This window comes from Pseudomonas sp. B15(2017) (assembly GCF_002113215.1).
Taxonomy (GTDB): Bacteria; Pseudomonadota; Gammaproteobacteria; order Pseudomonadales; family Pseudomonadaceae; genus Aquipseudomonas.
The window spans coordinates 17,442-33,579 of the sequence record NZ_NEJZ01000011.1 but is presented as its reverse complement, the minus strand read 5'-3'; the positions used below and the strand labels follow the sequence as shown (position 1 = coordinate 33,579).

Sequence of the window (16,138 nt, the reverse complement as noted above, 5' to 3'; positions counted from 1 at the left end):
CGTTATTCGGCTCGGGCTCGCACGTGGATCGCGGCGAACGGCTCATTCTGCACCAGCTCGATCAGGGATTCCTTGACCAGCTCAAGGATCGCCATAAAGGTCACCACCACGCCGAGCTTGCCCTCCTCGGCGGTGAACAGCTCGACGAACGGCACAAATCCGCCGCCCTTGAGCCGCTCCAGCACGTCGCTCATGCGCTCGCGGGTGGACAGTGCCTCGCGGCTGACCTGATGGCTTTCGAACATGTCGCCACGGCGCAGCACCTCGGCCATGGACATCAGGATTTCTGCCAGTGCCACGTCCGGCAGCAGCTTGCGCGCGCGGGCTTCCGGAGCGTCGAGCTTGGGCACGATCACGTCGCGACCGACTCGGCTCAGGCCATCAATGCCTTCGGCAGCAGCCTTGAACCGCTCGTACTCCTGCAGGCGGCGGATCAGTTCGGCGCGCGGGTCTTCTTCTTCGTCTTCGACGGTTTCGGCCCGGGGCAGCAGCATCCGGGACTTGATCTCGGCCAGCATCGCGGCCATCACCAGATATTCGGCGGCCAGTTCCAGACGCACCGACTGCATCAGCTCGACATAACCCATGTATTGGCGGGTGATTTCCGCAACCGGGATGTCGAGGATGTTGATGTTCTGCTTGCGGATCAGGTACAGCAACAAGTCGAGCGGGCCTTCGAAGGCTTCGAGGAAGACTTCCAGGGCGTCCGGCGGGATGTACAGGTCCAGCGGCATTTCCGTGACCGCCTGGCCATAGACCATGGCAAACGGCAGTTCCTGCTGGGCACCGGCCTGGGGATCAACGGTTTCCACTGCGGACATTCAGGCCTCGACCATGAATGGCGCCGGATCGCCGCAACCGACGCGGATCACTTCCGGATCATCGCCCGTGAGGTCGATCACGGTGGAGGCCTTGATGCCGCCGGAACCGCCATCGATGATCAGGTCCACCTGATGCTCGAGCAACTGGCGCATTTCGTACGGATCGCTCAGCGGGTCTTCTTCGCCCGGCATGATCAGGGTCACGCTCATCAGCGGCTCGCCCAGTTCGGCCAGCAAAGCCAACGCGATGGGATGGCTCGGCACCCGCAGACCGATGGTCCGCTTCTTGGGATGCAGCAACAGACGCGGCACTTCGCGAGTGGCGTTGAGAATGAAGGTGTACGGTCCCGGCAGGTGGGCTTTGAGGATTCGAAAGGTCCCGGTGTCGATCTTGGCGTAATTGCCCAGTTGCGACAGGTCGCTGCAGATCAGCGCGAAGTTGTGCTTTTCGTCGAGTTGACGCAGGCGTCGAACGCGCTCGATGGCGTTCTTGTCGCCGATCTGGCAACCGATTGCGTAGGAAGAGTCCGTTGGATAGACCACCACCCCGCTTTTGCGGATGATCTCGACCGCCTGTTTGATCAGGCGCGCTTGCGGGTTTTCCGGATGAATCTGGAAAAATTGACTCACATTCTCTACCTGTTCAGACGGCGGCAATAACTGTGTCATGTTTGAACCGACACCACAGGGGTGGAAGGTCCTCCGGCACCGGCCGGTACTGGCCGATCTCCGACCAGCCACCAGGGCCATGGAAATCACTGCCGGCAGTGACCAGCAGACCGAACTCACGGGCAAGGATTGCAAGGCTGCCCACCTGTTCCGCAGGCTGGTGACCGTTGACCACTTCGATCGCATGCCCGCCCGCTTGAATATAGTCGGCAATCAGCTTTCGGCGCTTGCTGCGGGTGAAATCGTAATGCCACGGATGCGCCAGGCTGACCCAGGCGCCGGCGGCGCGCAGCGTGCCGACAGTGTCTTCGAGGGTCGGCCAGTGCTGTTTGACGTCCCCCAGCTTGCCGGCGCCGAGCCATTTGCGAAACGCCTCGGCGCGATCCTTTACAAAACCTTCACGCACCATCCAGTCGGCGAAATGCGGACGGGCCGGCGCATTGCCGCTATCGCCCAGTTCCTGCTGGATCTGCCGCGCGCCATCGAGCGCATTCGGCATGCCCTTGAGGGCGAGCTTGCGGCTTATTTCCTCAGACCGCAGCCAGCGGCCGTCGTGCAATTGCGCAATCGCCTCGACCAACGGTGCGGCGTTGACATCGAAACCGTAGCCGAGCACGTGAATGGTCGCCCCGCCCCAGGTGCAGGACAACTCGACGCCATTGACCAGTTGCATGCCCAGCGCCTCGGCGGCCGTGCGCGCTTCGGCGAGGCCTTCGAGGGTGTCATGATCGGTCAGGGCCAGGACTCGCACGCCGTTCTCGAACGCACGCGCAACCAGTGCCGAAGGCGCCAGGGCGCCATCGGAGGCCGTGCTGTGGCAGTGCAAATCAACATTCACGGGGATGAGTAACCTCAAATCAGCTGGCGCTATCGCGCGCCCATATGTTTGTTATTATGCCGCCACATCCAGCTTCTGGCTCTCACTGTGAAACAATTCATCGATTTCATCCCGCTTCTGCTGTTCTTCATCGTCTACAAACTCGATCCACGCACCGTCGACGTTGCCGGCCATGAACTGACGGTAGGCGGCATTTACAGTGCCACCGCCATGCTGATCATCAGCTCCCTGGTGGTGTACGGCGCGCTCTTCATCAAGCAGCGCAAGCTGGAGAAGAGCCAGTGGCTGACGTTGGTCGCCTGCCTTGTGTTCGGCAGCCTGACTCTGGCCTTTCACAGCGAAACCTTCCTGAAATGGAAAGCCCCGGTGGTCAACTGGCTGTTTGCCCTGGCCTTCATCGGCAGCCATTTCATCGGTGACCGCCTGCTGATCAAGCGCATCATGGGCCACGCGCTGACCCTGCCGGATCCGGTCTGGACCCGGCTGAACATCGCCTGGATCGCCTTTTTCCTGTTCTGCGGGGCCGCCAACCTGTTCGTCGCCTTCACCTTCCAGAGCATCTGGGTGGACTTCAAGGTGTTCGGCAGCCTGGGCATGACCGTGCTGTTCCTGGTCGGTCAGGGCATCTACCTGTCCCGTCACCTGCACGACGCCGATACCACAACGCCAAAAACCGAGGACTGACATGCTCTACGCCATCATTGCCACCGACGTCGCCAATTCCCTGGACGCCCGCCTCGCTGCGCGCCCGGCGCACCTTGAACGCCTGCAAGTGCTCAAGGGCGAAGGCCGCATTGTGCTGGCCGGCCCGCACCCGGCGATCGACAGCAATGATCCGGGCGCAGCAGGTTTCAGCGGCAGCCTGATCGTTGCCGAATTCGACTCCCTGAGCGCGGCGCAAGCCTGGGCCGATGCCGACCCGTACATCGCCGCCGGCGTCTACGCCAACGTGATCGTCAAGCCGTTCAAGCAAGTCCTGCCGTAACCTCCCCCGCCAATACCTCAACGCGATGAACCTTGTCGGCTCATCGCGTTCTCAATCGCTCATTATTCTCGTTTGCCGGCCGACAACCTGCCCAATATCCATTTGGAAACAGGAGTCGCGATGCGCAAGGGTCCGTTGTGTCTGATGTTGGTCACGTTGTCGATCGTGGCGCCCGCTCATGGTGAAGAAAGCACCGAAGACGGCAATTCCACGCCGCTTTCATTGAGCGCCGGCAGTCAGATCACTGAGTTGCAGCAGCGCCTGAAGGTCAGCGAGCAGCAACGGGAAGAACTGAGCAAACAACTGCAAAATGCCGACAACACCCGCGAAAGCGCCCAGCTTGCCCGGCTGCGCCAGGAGAACCAGCGTCTGAAGCTGCAACTCAAGGAAGCCCAGGCCAGCCCGCTGCCGCGTCTGCTGACCGAACAGCAGCAATGGTTCGTCACCGGGGCCGGGGTAGCGCTATTGGCGCTGCTCTGCGGTATCTTTGCCAGTGGAGCAAGCCGAAAACGTCGGCAATGGCTAAATTGAGTGAGTCATGAGCGAGCTGTTACTGATTGATGATGACCAGGAGTTGTGTGAACTCCTGAGTAGCTGGCTGAGCCAGGAAGGCTTTCAGGTCCGGGCCTGCCACGATGGTCAGAGCGCCCGCAAGGCGCTGGCCGAGACCGCGCCGGCGGCCGTGGTGCTGGACGTGATGCTGCCCGATGGCAGCGGCCTGGAACTGCTCAAGCAACTGCGCAGCGATCACGCCGACCTGCCGGTGTTGATGCTCTCGGCGCGGGGCGAACCGCTGGACCGGATCCTCGGCCTGGAACTGGGCGCCGACGATTACCTGGCCAAACCCTGCGATCCGCGCGAACTGACCGCCCGCCTGCGTGCCGTGCTGCGCCGCAGCCACCCGGCTGCCGTGTCGACCCAGCTCGAACTGGGCGACCTGAGCTTCAGCCCGGTGCGCGGCGTGGTCAGCATCGACGAAAAGGAATTCACCCTCACCGTCTCCGAAAGCCGCCTGCTCGAAGCCCTGCTCAAGCAACCGGGCGAGCCGCTGGACAAACAGGAACTGGCGCAGATCGCCCTCGGCCGCAAGCTGACCCTGTACGACCGCAGCCTCGACATGCACGTCAGCAACCTGCGCAAAAAGATCGGCCCGCACCCCGACGGCCGCCCACGCATCGTTGCCCTGCGCAGCCGTGGCTACTACTACAGCCTCTGATTGTCTGTAAGTTTTGTCAGGTCGGCGCGAAAACGTGTTTACCCAAGCTTTACACAGCGCTGACCGCCGCTGACCTTGATCTCCGTAATCTGTACTCATCCGGAACGTACCGGGAACGAGACAAAGGAGATTCACCATGCGCAAGACACTTATCGCTCTGATGTTTGCCGCTGCCCTGCCGACCGTCGCCATGGCCATGCCACAAGATGGCGGCCCGATGGGTGGCCCGCTGGACGGCCCGCGCCATGGCGGTCAGATGCACGGCATGCACGGCAAAGGCCCGTACAGCGAGCTGGACCTGTCCCGCGAACAGCGCGAGCAGATCCGCAAGATCATGGGCGAGCAGATGCACGAACGTAAGCAGACGGTCGAAAAATACCTGGAGAAACTCTCGCCAGCCGACCAGAAAGCCATGAAGGACGAGATGGCGGCCAACCACAAGAAAGCCGAGTCCGATGTCCGCGCCGTGTTGAAACCGGATCAACAGAAGAAATTCGACGAGATCCAGAAGAAACAGGCCGAGCGTCGCGCCGAATGGGCCGAGTTCAAAGCCTGGAAAGCGCAACAGCCGCAAAAAGCGCAATAATGTTCTGACCCGACGGTTCACGCCGTCGGGTCTTTGTTTATCCAGCCCAATGTGGGAGCGAGCTTGCTCGCGAATGCGAAGTGTCAGTCAGCATGTTCTTGTCTGATCCACCGCATTCGCGAGCAAGCTCGCTCCCACAAGGTTTTGCGTGTGTTCTGAGGAATAATTGTGCGTTCATTGTTCTGGCGTATCCTCGCCAGCTTCTGGCTGGCCATCGCTCTGGTTGCAGGGCTTTCCATTCTGCTGGGGCACATGCTCAACCAGGACGCATGGATCCTCAGCCGCCATCCGGGCCTCAACACCCTGGCCGCCGATTGGACGCAGACTTACGAAGCCCAGGGCGAAGACGCCGCACAGGACATCCTCGAACAGCGCAAACGCCAGTACCACATCGACGTTCAAGTGCTGAACGAAAGCGGCGACCCGCTGGTGCGCGGCACCTTCCCCCGGCGTGCGGCCGCCTTCGAGGCGCGGCAGCACAACGATGACCGACGCCTGCCATGGAGGCGTCTGACCGACGAATTCACCAGCGACAAAAGCGGCGACACCTACCTCTTCATCTACCGCATCCCGCACCCGGAACTCGATGCCTGGCACCGCGAAAGCCTGCTCTGGCCGTTGAGTGCGCTGGGCATTGCGTTGGTGGTGCTGACCCTCTTCAGCCTGCTGGTGACGTTTTCCATCACCCGCCCGCTCAGTCGCTTGCGCGGCGCAGTGCACGACCTCGGCCAGACCACCTATCAGCAGAACAGCCTGGCGCAACTGGCCAACCGTCGCGATGAATTCGGCGTGCTGGCCAACGACTTCAATCGCATGGGCGCCCGCCTGCAAAGCCTGATCGGCAGTCAGCGCCAGTTGCTGCGCGACGTATCCCACGAATTGCGCTCACCGCTGGCACGGCTGCGCATCGCCCTGGCACTGGCTGAACGGGCGAGCCCCGAAGAACGGGAAAAACTCTGGCCGCGACTGACCCGCGAATGCGACCGGCTGGAAGCGCTGATCAGTGAAATTCTGGTGCTGGCGCGGGTCGATGCCGACAACGCCAGCGCCGAAGACGTGGATCTGAATGCCTTGCTCGCCACCGTGCAAAAGGACGCGCAACTCGGCTCGCCGGAGCAGACGGTGCGACTGGAAGCCGAGCCGGCGCTCAATCTGACAGGCTGGCCGACCATGATCGAACGCGCCGTGGACAACCTGCTGCGCAATGCCCAGCGCTTCAACCCGGTCGGGCAGGCAATTGAAATGCAGGCGTCACGTCAGGGCGAGCGGATCGTGGTCAGCGTGCGTGATCATGGGCCGGGGGTGCAGGCAGAGCATCTGAGCCAGTTGGGCGAACCGTTTTATCGGGCGCCGGGGCAGACCGCTGCCGGGCATGGCCTGGGACTGGCGATTGCCCGACGGGCGGCGGAGCGGCATGGCGGGACGCTGGTGCTGGCCAATCATCCGCAGGGCGGTTTTGTGGCCAGTCTGGAGTTACCGCTGGAGCCGGGAGCTGTTGTACAGCCCTGATGGAGTCAAGCCTTTGCCGGCCAGGCGCTGACAAACTCCGCCAGATCAACCTTCTCGGCCACCCGCGGTTCTTTCTGCGGCGTGCCGAGGTACAGGAAGGCAATCACCTCTTCGTCATCCGTCAGGCCCAGGCCCTTGGCGACATGTTTCGAGTACGCCAGATCACCGGTACGCCACACCGCGCCAATCCCCTGCGCATAAGCCGCCAACAAAATCCCGTGCGCCGCACAGCCCGCCGCCAGCCGTTGCTCGGCCTTCGGGTATTTGACGTGATCCTGCAACCTGGCGATGACCACGACCACCAGCGGCGCGCGCAGCGGACCGTTGCGCGCCTTGTCGATCATCGCTTCAGTGACTTCGCCTTCCTGCATTTTTGCAGCTTCGGCCAGCAACTCGCCCATCTGCTCACGCGCCGCACCTTCGACGGTCAGGAAGCGATACGGCTGCAAATGGCCGTGATCCGGTGCGCGGGTCGCGGCGGCAAACAGCACTTCGCGCTGTTCGGCGGTAGGGGCCGGATCGATCAGTCGTGGAACGGAAACACGGTTGAGCAAAGCGTCGAGAGCCTGCATCGGCCACCTCCTGAAAAAAATGTCCGGCTATTCTAGCTGCAAGTGATCCAGACGCGTCGGTTTACATGCCTTGCACCGCAGGTAGAATGGCGCCCTTCCCACATCAGCCCGAGCGGACTTCATGGCGTTGCCGACCTTACGGATCATTGGTTTCATCATCGGCATCTTCCTGATCACCCTGGCCATCGCCATGGTCGTGCCGATGGCCACCCTGGTGATTTTCGAGCGCACCGGCGATCTGCCGTCGTTCCTCTGGGCGAGCATGATCACCTTCGTCGCCGGCCTCGCGCTGGTGATTCCGGGGCGTCCGGAACACATCCACCTGCGCCCCCGGGACATGTACCTGCTGACCGTCAGCAGCTGGCTGGTGGTGTGCATTTTCGCCGCACTGCCGTTTTTGCTGACCCAACACATCAGCTACACCGACTCGTTCTTCGAAAGCATGTCCGGCATCACGGCCACCGGGTCGACCGTGCTCAATCATCTGGACGACATGTCCCCCGGCATCCTGATGTGGCGCTCGCTGCTGCACTGGATCGGCGGCATCGGCTTCATCGGCATGGCGGTAGCGATCCTGCCGCTGCTGCGTATCGGTGGCATGCGCCTGTTCCAGACCGAATCCTCGGACCGCTCGGAAAAGGTCATGCCCCGCTCGCATATGGTGGCGCGGCTGATCGTGGCGGCCTACGTCGGCATCACGATTCTCGGCAGCCTGGCGTTCTGGTGGGCCGGGATGAGCCCGTTCGATGCGATCAACCACGCGATGTCGGCAATTTCCACCGGCGGGTTCTCGACTTCCGACCAGTCCCTGGCCAAGTGGACGCAACCGGCGGTGCACTGGGTGGCGGTGGTGGTGATGATCCTCGGCAGCCTGCCGTTCACCCTGTACGTGGCAACGCTGCGCGGCAACCGTCGGGCGCTGATCAAGGATCAACAGGTGCAGGGTTTGCTCGGCATGTTGCTGGTGACCTGGCTGGTGCTCGGCACCTGGTACTGGTGGACCACCAACCTGCATTGGCTGGATGCGCTGCGCCACGTGGCGCTGAACGTGACGTCGGTAGTCACTACCACGGGATTTGCATTGGGGGACTACAGCCTGTGGGGCAATTTCTCGCTGATGCTGTTCTTCTATCTAGGTTTCGTCGGTGGCTGTTCCGGATCGACGGCGGGTGGGATCAAGATCTTCCGCTTTCAGGTCGCCTACATCCTGCTCAAGGCCAACCTTAACCAGCTGATTCACCCACGGGCGGTGATCAAGCAGAAGTACAACGGTCACCGCCTCGACGAAGAAATCGTCCGTTCGATTCTGACCTTTTCGTTCTTCTTCGCCATCACTATCTGCGTGATCGCCCTGCTGCTGTCGCTATTGGGCGTGGACTGGATGACTGCGTTGACCGGCGCCGCCAGCACCGTGTCCGGCGTCGGTCCCGGCCTGGGCGAGACCATTGGCCCGGCCGGCAACTTCGCCAGTCTGCCGGATGCGGCCAAATGGATTCTGTCGTTCGGCATGCTGCTCGGCCGATTGGAGATCATTACGGTGTTTGTACTGTGTATTCCGGCGTTCTGGCGTCACTGATCGCGTTCGGCGCTTCCAGCAACCGCGCCCGGTAATCGCCGGGCGTGGTGTCGAACCAGCGACGGAAGGCGCGGAAGAAGTTGCTCGGATCGGCAAACCCCAGCAGATAGGCAATCTCCAGCAAGGTCATGCTCGGCTGCGCCAGGTATTGCTCGGCGAGTTCGCGGCGGGTGTCGTCGAGCAACTGCTGAAAACTGGTGCCCTCCTCCTGCAAGCGCCGTTGCAAGGTTCGCTGCGACAGATGCAGGGTCTGCGCTACCGTATCGCGCTTGGGCTCGCCCTGGGGCAGCAAACGACACAGGACCTGTCGTGCTTTGTGGGTCACGCGACTTTCCGAAAACCGCGCCAGATATTCCCCGGCAAACCGGTCGTGCAACAGCGCCATCGCTTCGTTGGCGGTGGGCAGTGGCGCTTCCATGTCGGCCCGTTCGAAGATCAGCGCGTCGTACGGCGCGTTGAACACCAGCGGTGCATGAAAGGCTTGTTTGTAGGGTTCAAGATCATCCGGCTCGTCGCCCTGCACCAGCACTTTGCGCGGGTGCAGCATGCGCCCGGTCAGCCAGCCGCACAGCGCCAGCGCGCAGGCCAGCGAGGCTTCGGCACTTTGCCGGGTCGGCGGCAGGTGATCGCCATGCACCGTCAGAATCAGCGCATAACCTTCGTCGAGCAGGCGAAAACTCAGGTCGGCACTTTCGGCGATGATTCGCTGATAACGCACCAGTCGCTGAAAACCTTCGGCCAGCGTATTACTGGACATCAGCGCATAACCCGCGACATGGAACGAAGCCGGCCGCACCACTTTGCCCATGTTCAGGCCGATGGCCGGATTGCCGGACAGCTCGACCGCCCGTTGCCAGAGTCGGGTCATGGAATCCTGTGGGAAGCGTGCATCCGGATCATCCAGCGCCGCGTAATCGAGCCCTAGCTGTTTGAACAGAACCCGGCAATCCAGGCCGTCCATTTCCAGTGCTTTGACAATCCCCATTGCCCAGCTTGCAGAAGTCGTTCGTTCGCTCATGGCGTTTGTTCTTGGATGACATGATGAGCCGCATTCTACGGCGGATTTTCCAAGGATAGTAAAGTGGCGCCGATTGTCACTGGCCGACGCCATTGATCACTCTAGACTCAAATAAGCTACCCGCCGAACAACTTGCAATCAGAACAACAACCACAGAGATCGCAGTCGTGGAAACCATCAGGCATTTCAACAGCTTCGCCGAGTTCTATCCGTATTACCTCAGCGAGCACAACAACAGCACCTGCCGTCGCCTGCATTTCATCGGTACGACGCTGGTGATTTTCATTCTTGCCCTGACCATCGCCAAGGGCGCCTGGCTGCTGTTGCTTGCGTTACCGCTGGCGGGCTACAGCTTTGCCTGGGTCGGCCATTTCTTTTTCGAGAAAAACCGCCCGGCCACCTTCCAGCACCCGTTCTACAGCCTGCTCGGCGACTTCGTCATGTACCGCGACATGATCCTGGGCCGCGTGCCGTTCTAGAAATTCCGACCAAGAGGATTGCCGATGAATGCCACTGCCCGTTTCACCCACATGAAGGACGGTACACAGGACGACTGGGCGATCATTGCGGCGGACTTCAGCGCCTACGCCCGCCAATTACCGGGCCGGATCATGGCCCACCTGAAACTGCTGGAAGGCGATTTCGGCGGTTTTCCGGTGGATCGCCTGACCCACTCGCTGCAAACCGCAACCCGCGCCTTTCGCGACGGGCGCGACGAGGAATACGTGGTCTGCGCCCTGCTCCACGACATCGGCGACACCCTCGGCTCCTACAATCACCCGGACATCGCCGCCGCCATCCTCAAGCCGTTCGTCAGCGCCGAAAACCTGTGGATGGTGGAAAAGCACGGGATCTTCCAGGGCTACTACTTTTTCCATCACCTTGGCATGGATCGGCACCTGCGCGAGCAATTCAGCGACCATCCGCAGTTTCTGGCGACCGCAGAGTTCTGCGCCAGATACGACGCGGCGGCGTTCGACCCCGAGTACGACACCTTGCCGTTGAGCTTCTTCGAACCGATGGTGGAAAGGCTGTTCGCCCAGCCGAAAAACTCGATCTATAAAGCGGCGATGGAAGAGCACACCCCCGCATAAAGACAATCCCGCTCCCACAGGGGCCGTCGCTCAGGCCAGCTCGGCAACCTTCGCGGCTTTCAATTCGGCTTCCCGCGCCTGTGCATCAGCCAGGCGATACAGTTCGATCGTGCCGTCCCAGTGTTCGATCAGCGCCGTGCACGACTCCACCCAGTCGCCACAATTGAGGTAATCCACCTCGCCGACCTTGCGGATCTCGGCGTGGTGAATGTGCCCGCAGACCACGCCGTGCAATTCGCGTTTCACACACTCGTGGGCGATGGCTTCCTCGAAGTCACTGATGAAGCTGACCGCAGTCTTCACCTTGTGCTTGAGATAAGCCGACAGCGACCAGTAGCCGTAACCGTGTTTCGCCCGCCAATGATTGAGCCAGCGGTTGAGGGTCAGGGTGAATTCGTAGGCCGAATCGCCGAGAAACGCGAGCCAGCGGTGATAGCGGGTGATCACGTCGAACTGGTCGCCGTGAATCACCAGCAGATGCCGGCCATCAGCCGTGACGTGCACCGCCTCGTCGACCAACTGGATATTGCCCAGAATCAGTTTTGAATAGCGGCGCAGGAATTCGTCGTGGTTACCGGTGACGTAAATCACCTCGGTGCCGCGTTTGCTCATGGTCAGCAAACGGCGGATCACATTGGTGTGCGCCTGCGGCCAGTACATGCCACCGCGCAGCTTCCAGCCGTCGATGATGTCACCCACCAGGTAGATCTTGTCGGCGTGATAGCCCTTGAGAAATTGCGACAGATGCTCGGCCTGGCAATCCCGCGTGCCCAGGTGCACGTCAGAGATCCACAGGGTGCGAACCCGTTGTTTACGGCTGGGTCTGGCGAGCTCGGCGCTGGTCATGGGCAACCCTCTGCGATGTTTTCGCCACTGTGCGCGCGCCCGGTTAATCGACCATGACAAGCATGCGTCAGTCGTGTGACAAACGCGCCGCCCCTGTGCCGGTGTAGACTGGCGGCTCGCCCGGAGACCACCATGCAACCGATCCTGACCCTGCGCCATTACAGCCACGACCTGATCGCCCACAGCCACAACCACGCGCAACTGGTGTTCGGCCTGTCCGGCGCGCTGGATTTCGAAGTCGCAGGGCGTGGCAGTCAGGTAATGCAGCAGAGCTTCGTGGTGATCCCCGCCGGTGCGCATCACGCGTGCGGCAGCCCCAAGGGCAGCCGCTGTCTGGTACTGGATGTGCCCGACGAACAATGGCTGACACGCTCACTGGGCGATCACGCCGATGCCAGCCGCCGACTGCTGGACAACGCCGCCCGTTTGTCGCTGGACGCGGGGCAAGGTCAATTGGTCAACTGGCTGGCGAACAGCCCGGTGGACGATCCGTTGATTGCGCAACAGGGCGCGGTGTTGCTGCTGGCAAGCCTGAGCCACGTGCCACCCACCGAGATCACCGCGCGCCGCCTGCCCTTTGCGGCACTCGATGCGCACATCGAGCAGTACGCGGCTTATCCGCTGCAAGTCGCGGATCTGGCGCGCGTCGCCGGGTTATCCAGCGCCCGGCTGCATGCGCGGTTCGTCGCCGAATGCGGGCAAACACCGATGGACTACATTCGCAGCCGACGCCTGCACAAAGCCGTCGCGCTGTTGCGCAACACCACGCTGCCCGTCGGTGAAGTGGCCTGCCGAGTCGGCTACAACTCGCAAAGTGCGTTTTCGGCCGCCGTCCTGCGTGAATTTGGTATCTCTCCTACACAATTGCGGCGCGAGGCTGACGACAAAAGTCGATAGCCTGCCGACAGACTTTCCCGTCGGGACACGCTTCAATGTGTGCCTGTAATGGTGTTTGAAAAAGGACTGCAATGACTCCCCGTACCGCCCTGGGCGCCCTGCATATCGGCGCACTGATGTTCGGCCTGACCGGCGTCTTCGGCAAACTCGCAGCCGCAACGCCCGCGGTCATCGTGTTCGGACGCGCCGCGTTCGCCGTGCTGGCCCTGGCCTTTTTCGCCCGTTTCGCCCAACAGGGCGGCTGGCAGAAATTGCAGGCCGTCGACTGGCGACGACTGGCCCTGAGCGGCGTGCTGCTGGCCGGCCATTGGGTAAGTTTCTTCATTGCGGTCAAGGTCGCGGGCGTCGCCATCGCGACCCTGGGTTTCGCCAGTTTCCCGGCCTTCACGGTGATCCTCGAAGGGCTGATCTTCCGCGAGCGCATCCGCGCCAATGAAATCATTCTGGTGGCGCTGGTCAGTGTCGGGCTGGTGCTGGTGACGCCGGCATTCGATCTGGCCAGCGGCGCGACTACCGGCCTGCTCTGGGCAATCCTGTCCGGCCTGCTGTTTTCCCTGCTGTCCCTGACCAACCGCGCCAGCTCCGGACGTATCCCGGCGGTGCAGGCGGCGTTGTGTCAGAACGTGGTGGTGGCGCTGTGTCTGCTGCCGGTCGCGGCGCCGCAACTGAGCCAAGTGCGCGCCATCGACTGGGTGTGGATCGGTCTGCTCGGGGTGTTCTGCACCGGCGTTGCCCACAGCCTGTTTGTCGCCAGCCTCGCGGTAATCAAGGCCCGCACGGCCGCGGTGGTGTTCGCCATGGAGCCGGTGTACGGAATTACCGTGGCCTGGCTGCTGTTCGATGAAAATCCGACCCTGCGCATGTTGATCGGCGGCGCGTTGATCATCGTTGCCATCGTGGTGTCGAGCCGGATGTCAGGCAGCAACGACAGGAAAACCGTCGCGGCCGAGGCGACCTCTCACTGAGTACGATCGTTGTGGCCCAAGTCGCGATCAGGGTCGATCTGGTCGCGCACCCGCTGCTTGAGCACCTTGGCCTCCGGGAAACCGCCGTCGGCCTTGCGTTCCCAGATCTGCACGTCGTTGCAGGTAATGTTGAATATCCCGCCGGTGCCCGGCACCAGCGACACTTTGCCGAGATCATCGCCAAAGGTGCTGAGCAGTTCTTGCGCCAGCCACGCGGCGCGCAACAGCCACTGGCATTGCGTGCAATAGGTGATGACGATTTCCGGTTTTGTGTCGGTCATGCGCTGAAACTCCTGAGCCAGAGGGGCGCCGCTATAATAGCCGGCTTTATCGCTCGCCCCGAGACTCACGATGCGTCGTCTTCTGATCTGCCTGCTGCTTGGTTTCCTTCCCCTGTTCGTTCATGCCAGTGAGGCAACACGCCCGAAAGTCGGCCTGGTGCTGTCCGGCGGCGCGGCCCGTGGCCTGGCGCACATCGGTGTGCTCAAGGCCCTGGAAGAACAAGGCATCAAGATCGATGCGATTGCCGGCACCAGCATGGGCGCGGTGGTCGGCGGCCTGTACGCCTCGGGCTACAAGATCGACGAACTGGAAAAACTCGCCCTGACCATCGACTGGCAGCAGGCACTGTCCGACGCCCCGCCCCGGGAAGACGTACCGTTCCGGCGCAAGCAGGATGACCGCGACTTTCTGGTGAAACAGAAACTGAGCTTTCGCGACGACGGCAGCCTCGGCCTGCCATTGGGCGTGATTCAGGGCCAGAACCTTGCGCTACTGCTGGAAAGCCTCTTGGCCCACACCAGCGACACCCGGGATTTCGACAAGCTGCCGATCCCGTTCCGCGCCGTGACCACCGACATCGCCAACGGCGAAAAAGTGGTGTTCCGCAAAGGTCACCTGCCCCAGGTGATCCGCGCCAGCATGTCGATCCCGGCGGTGTTCGCCCCGGTCGAACTCGACGGCCGCCTGCTGGTGGATGGCGGCATGACCGACAACATCCCCCTCGACGTGGCCCGGGAAATGGGCGTCGACGTGGCTATCGTGGTCGACATCGGTACCCCGCTGCGCAACCGCAAGCAACTGGTGACCGTGGTCGATGTGCTGAACCAGTCGATCACCCTGATGACCCGGCGCAACTCCGAAGAGCAACTGGCGACCCTGCATCCCGATGACGTGCTGATCCAGCCGCCGCTGGCCAGTTTCGGCGCCACCGACTTCGGTCGGGGCCAGGAGATGATCGACGCCGGCTACCGCGCGACCAAGGCTCTGGACGTACGCCTCGCCCGCCTCAAACCCGTGCAGTCGCAGGACGCCGAACTCAATGCCGCCCGCGCGCCGGGCCAGCGCACGCCGATCATTACCGCAATCAAGGTCGAGAACGACTCGAAAGTCGGCGACGACGTGATCCGCTACTACATCCGCCAGCACATCGGCGAGCCGTTGGACCTGGGTCGTCTGCAAACCGACATGGGCACGCTGTATGGCCTCGACTACTTCGAGCAGGTGCAATACCGCGTGGTCCACAAGGGCGCGGATCACACGCTGGTGATCAGCGCGCGGGGCAAACGTACCGGCACCGATTACCTGCGGGTCGGCCTCAACCTGTCGGATGACATGCGCGGCGACAGCGCCTTCAACCTCGGCGCCAGTTACCGAATGAACGGCATCAACCGCCTCGGCGCGGAATGGCTGACCCGAGCACAAATCGGCGATAAACAAGAGTTGTACAGCGAGTTCTATCAGCCGCTGGATGTGGGCTCTCGCTATTTCGTGGCACCTTATGCGTCGTTCGCCGCGCAAAACGTCGACTCGGTTCTGGACAACGATCCGATCGCCCAGTATCGCGTCGAGCGCTACGGCTTCGGCCTCAACGTTGGCCGGCAGATCGGCAACAGCGGCGAAGTGCGCTTCGGCGTCGGCGAGGCCTGGGGCAAGGCGGATGTGCGGATCGGCGATCAGGATCTGCCGAGCGAAAACTTCAACGAAGGGTTCTATGCGCTGAAGTACTCGTTCGACTCGCTGGACAACGTCTACTACCCCCACGAAGGCGAAGACATCGGCCTGACGCTGGTGCAGTTCGAACCGAGCCTGGGTTCCGACACACGCTACCGGCAGTGGGAGTTCAAACTGGACAAGGCCATGAGCAGCGGCCCGGACACGCTGATCCTGGGCGGTCGTTACGGTCGCACGCTGGACGATGCCAACGTGGTGACCTCCAGTTTCCTGCTCGGCGGCGCCCGGCAATTGTCGGGTTTCCGCGAGGATGCGATCTCCGGGCAAAACGTCAGTCTGATGCGCGCGGTGTATTACCGCCGCCTTACCCCGCGCTCATACCTGCCGCTGGACTTCCCGTTGTACGCCGGTGCGTCACTGGAAAGGGGCCGGGCGTGGAACAACGACAATGAATTCGACAGCGGCTACATCAACGCCGCCAGCGTGTTCATCGGTTTCGATACGCCGCTGGGGCCGCTGAATTTCAGCTATGGCCTGAACGATGCGGATGAGCAGGCGGTGTACCTGAACCTCGGGCAGACGTTCTGACCGTC

The 16,138-nt window shown here is 62.0% G+C and carries 19 protein-coding genes; 12 read left to right on the top strand and 7 right to left on the bottom strand.

All coding sequences use genetic code 11. The features are described from left to right. Positions 1-2: 2 nt before the first annotated feature. The 3 genes from CAF73_RS17040 to CAF73_RS17030 all read right to left on the bottom strand — a co-directional run bounded on the left by CAF73_RS17040 (position 3) and on the right by CAF73_RS17030 (position 2,328). A complete protein-coding gene (locus CAF73_RS17040; RefSeq protein WP_170929752.1) occupies positions 3-701 on the bottom strand; it encodes a ScpA family protein in 699 nt (232 codons plus the stop codon). A 120-nt stretch (positions 702-821) separates the two neighbouring features. Next, entirely contained in the window at positions 822-1,451 is a 630-nt protein-coding gene (locus CAF73_RS17035) for an L-threonylcarbamoyladenylate synthase (protein WP_139832613.1), read from the bottom strand. A gap of 13 nt (positions 1,452-1,464) precedes the next feature. Then, complete coding sequence (locus tag CAF73_RS17030) at positions 1,465-2,328, bottom strand: PHP domain-containing protein (RefSeq protein ID WP_085703322.1); 864 nt, start codon at positions 2,326-2,328, stop codon at positions 1,465-1,467. A gap of 87 nt (positions 2,329-2,415) precedes the next feature. Here CAF73_RS17030 and CAF73_RS17025 point away from each other — a divergent pair, with 87 nt between their 5' ends. The 6 genes from CAF73_RS17025 to CAF73_RS17000 all read left to right on the top strand — a co-directional run bounded on the left by CAF73_RS17025 (position 2,416) and on the right by CAF73_RS17000 (position 6,624). After that, positions 2,416-3,012 (top strand): septation protein A, encoded by a 597-nt coding sequence (locus tag CAF73_RS17025; protein WP_085699543.1) that lies wholly within the window; start codon positions 2,416-2,418, stop codon positions 3,010-3,012. 1 nt (position 3,013) lies between these two features. Continuing rightward, positions 3,014-3,313, top strand: coding sequence for a YciI family protein (locus CAF73_RS17020; protein ID WP_085699545.1), 300 nt, complete (start codon positions 3,014-3,016; stop codon positions 3,311-3,313). Between the two features lie 120 nt (positions 3,314-3,433). Beyond that, positions 3,434-3,844 carry a translation initiation factor 2 gene (locus CAF73_RS17015; RefSeq protein ID WP_085699547.1) on the top strand — a complete coding sequence of 137 codons (411 nt, stop codon included), beginning with the start codon at positions 3,434-3,436 and terminating at the stop codon, positions 3,842-3,844. Between the two features lie 7 nt (positions 3,845-3,851). Further along, complete coding sequence (locus tag CAF73_RS17010; RefSeq protein ID WP_007958370.1) at positions 3,852-4,529, top strand: response regulator transcription factor; 678 nt, start codon at positions 3,852-3,854, stop codon at positions 4,527-4,529. A gap of 136 nt (positions 4,530-4,665) precedes the next feature. Then, positions 4,666-5,115 carry a Spy/CpxP family protein refolding chaperone gene (locus CAF73_RS17005; protein WP_085699549.1) on the top strand — a complete coding sequence of 150 codons (450 nt, stop codon included), beginning with the start codon at positions 4,666-4,668 and terminating at the stop codon, positions 5,113-5,115. Between the two features lie 168 nt (positions 5,116-5,283). Next, entirely contained in the window at positions 5,284-6,624 is a 1,341-nt protein-coding gene (locus CAF73_RS17000) for a HAMP domain-containing sensor histidine kinase (RefSeq protein ID WP_085699551.1), read from the top strand. Positions 6,625-6,629: 5 nt separating this feature from the next. Here the strand turns inward: CAF73_RS17000 and CAF73_RS16995 are convergent, their stop codons facing one another. Then, a complete protein-coding gene (locus CAF73_RS16995) occupies positions 6,630-7,196 on the bottom strand; it encodes a nitroreductase family protein (RefSeq protein ID WP_085699553.1) in 567 nt (188 codons plus the stop codon). Positions 7,197-7,317: 121 nt separating this feature from the next. On the opposite strand from CAF73_RS16995, the gene CAF73_RS16990 reads away from it, so the two are divergent. Next, a complete protein-coding gene (locus CAF73_RS16990) occupies positions 7,318-8,772 on the top strand; it encodes a TrkH family potassium uptake protein (RefSeq protein ID WP_085699555.1) in 1,455 nt (484 codons plus the stop codon). On the opposite strand, the gene CAF73_RS16985 is transcribed toward CAF73_RS16990, so the two are convergent. Further along, on the bottom strand, positions 8,729-9,790 hold the full coding sequence (locus tag CAF73_RS16985) for an AraC family transcriptional regulator (protein ID WP_218191829.1): 1,062 nt from the start codon (positions 9,788-9,790) through the stop codon (positions 8,729-8,731). The two genes, CAF73_RS16990 and CAF73_RS16985, sit on opposite strands and share 44 nt — an antisense overlap. Positions 9,791-9,957: 167 nt before the next feature. Between CAF73_RS16985 and CAF73_RS16980 the strand changes: the two genes are divergently transcribed. Continuing rightward, on the top strand, positions 9,958-10,269 hold the full coding sequence (locus CAF73_RS16980) for a DUF962 domain-containing protein (RefSeq protein ID WP_085699559.1): 312 nt from the start codon (positions 9,958-9,960) through the stop codon (positions 10,267-10,269). 24 nt (positions 10,270-10,293) lie between these two features. Then, positions 10,294-10,884: an HD domain-containing protein gene (locus tag CAF73_RS16975; protein ID WP_085703321.1), complete on the top strand. Its 591-nt coding sequence runs from the start codon at positions 10,294-10,296 to the stop codon at positions 10,882-10,884. A gap of 30 nt (positions 10,885-10,914) precedes the next feature. Here CAF73_RS16975 and CAF73_RS16970 read toward each other — a convergent pair whose 3' ends face one another. Beyond that, positions 10,915-11,730, bottom strand: coding sequence for a UDP-2,3-diacylglucosamine diphosphatase (locus CAF73_RS16970; protein ID WP_085703320.1), 816 nt, complete (start codon positions 11,728-11,730; stop codon positions 10,915-10,917). Between the two features lie 132 nt (positions 11,731-11,862). On the opposite strand from CAF73_RS16970, the gene CAF73_RS16965 reads away from it, so the two are divergent. Next, complete coding sequence (locus CAF73_RS16965; protein WP_085703319.1) at positions 11,863-12,627, top strand: AraC family transcriptional regulator; 765 nt, start codon at positions 11,863-11,865, stop codon at positions 12,625-12,627. A gap of 71 nt (positions 12,628-12,698) precedes the next feature. Further along, positions 12,699-13,592, top strand: a complete 894-nt coding sequence (locus CAF73_RS16960; RefSeq protein WP_085703318.1) for a DMT family transporter — start codon at positions 12,699-12,701, stop codon at positions 13,590-13,592. Here CAF73_RS16960 and CAF73_RS16955 read toward each other — a convergent pair. After that, positions 13,586-13,873: a SelT/SelW/SelH family protein gene (locus CAF73_RS16955; protein ID WP_085703317.1), complete on the bottom strand. Its 288-nt coding sequence runs from the start codon at positions 13,871-13,873 to the stop codon at positions 13,586-13,588. The two genes, CAF73_RS16960 and CAF73_RS16955, sit on opposite strands and share 7 nt — an antisense overlap. Positions 13,874-13,943: 70 nt before the next feature. Between CAF73_RS16955 and CAF73_RS16950 the strand changes: the two genes are divergently transcribed. Continuing rightward, positions 13,944-16,133 carry a patatin-like phospholipase family protein gene (locus tag CAF73_RS16950; RefSeq protein WP_085703316.1) on the top strand — a complete coding sequence of 730 codons (2,190 nt, stop codon included), beginning with the start codon at positions 13,944-13,946 and terminating at the stop codon, positions 16,131-16,133. Positions 16,134-16,138 lie beyond the last annotated feature (5 nt).

Bases quoted from the DNA above. Each gene is read 5' to 3' on its own strand.
- CAF73_RS17020 (WP_085699545.1), top strand. From the start codon at position 3,014: ATGCTCTACGCCATCATTGCCACCGACGTCGCCAATTCCCTGGACGCC.
- CAF73_RS17015 (WP_085699547.1), top strand. From the start codon at position 3,434: ATGCGCAAGGGTCCGTTGTGTCTGATGTTGGTCACGTTGTCGATCGTG.
- CAF73_RS17010 (WP_007958370.1), top strand. From the start codon at position 3,852: ATGAGCGAGCTGTTACTGATTGATGATGACCAGGAGTTGTGTGAACTC.
- CAF73_RS17005 (WP_085699549.1), top strand. From the start codon at position 4,666: ATGCGCAAGACACTTATCGCTCTGATGTTTGCCGCTGCCCTGCCGACC.
- CAF73_RS16995 (WP_085699553.1), bottom strand. From the start codon at position 7,196: ATGCAGGCTCTCGACGCTTTGCTCAACCGTGTTTCCGTTCCACGACTG.
- CAF73_RS16990 (WP_085699555.1), top strand. From the start codon at position 7,318: ATGGCGTTGCCGACCTTACGGATCATTGGTTTCATCATCGGCATCTTC.
- CAF73_RS16985 (WP_218191829.1), bottom strand. From the start codon at position 9,790: ATGAGCGAACGAACGACTTCTGCAAGCTGGGCAATGGGGATTGTCAAA.
- CAF73_RS16975 (WP_085703321.1), top strand. From the start codon at position 10,294: ATGAATGCCACTGCCCGTTTCACCCACATGAAGGACGGTACACAGGAC.
- CAF73_RS16970 (WP_085703320.1), bottom strand. From the start codon at position 11,730: ATGACCAGCGCCGAGCTCGCCAGACCCAGCCGTAAACAACGGGTTCGC.
- CAF73_RS16965 (WP_085703319.1), top strand. From the start codon at position 11,863: ATGCAACCGATCCTGACCCTGCGCCATTACAGCCACGACCTGATCGCC.
- CAF73_RS16960 (WP_085703318.1), top strand. From the start codon at position 12,699: ATGACTCCCCGTACCGCCCTGGGCGCCCTGCATATCGGCGCACTGATG.
- CAF73_RS16955 (WP_085703317.1), bottom strand. From the start codon at position 13,873: ATGACCGACACAAAACCGGAAATCGTCATCACCTATTGCACGCAATGC.
- CAF73_RS16950 (WP_085703316.1), top strand. From the start codon at position 13,944: ATGCGTCGTCTTCTGATCTGCCTGCTGCTTGGTTTCCTTCCCCTGTTC.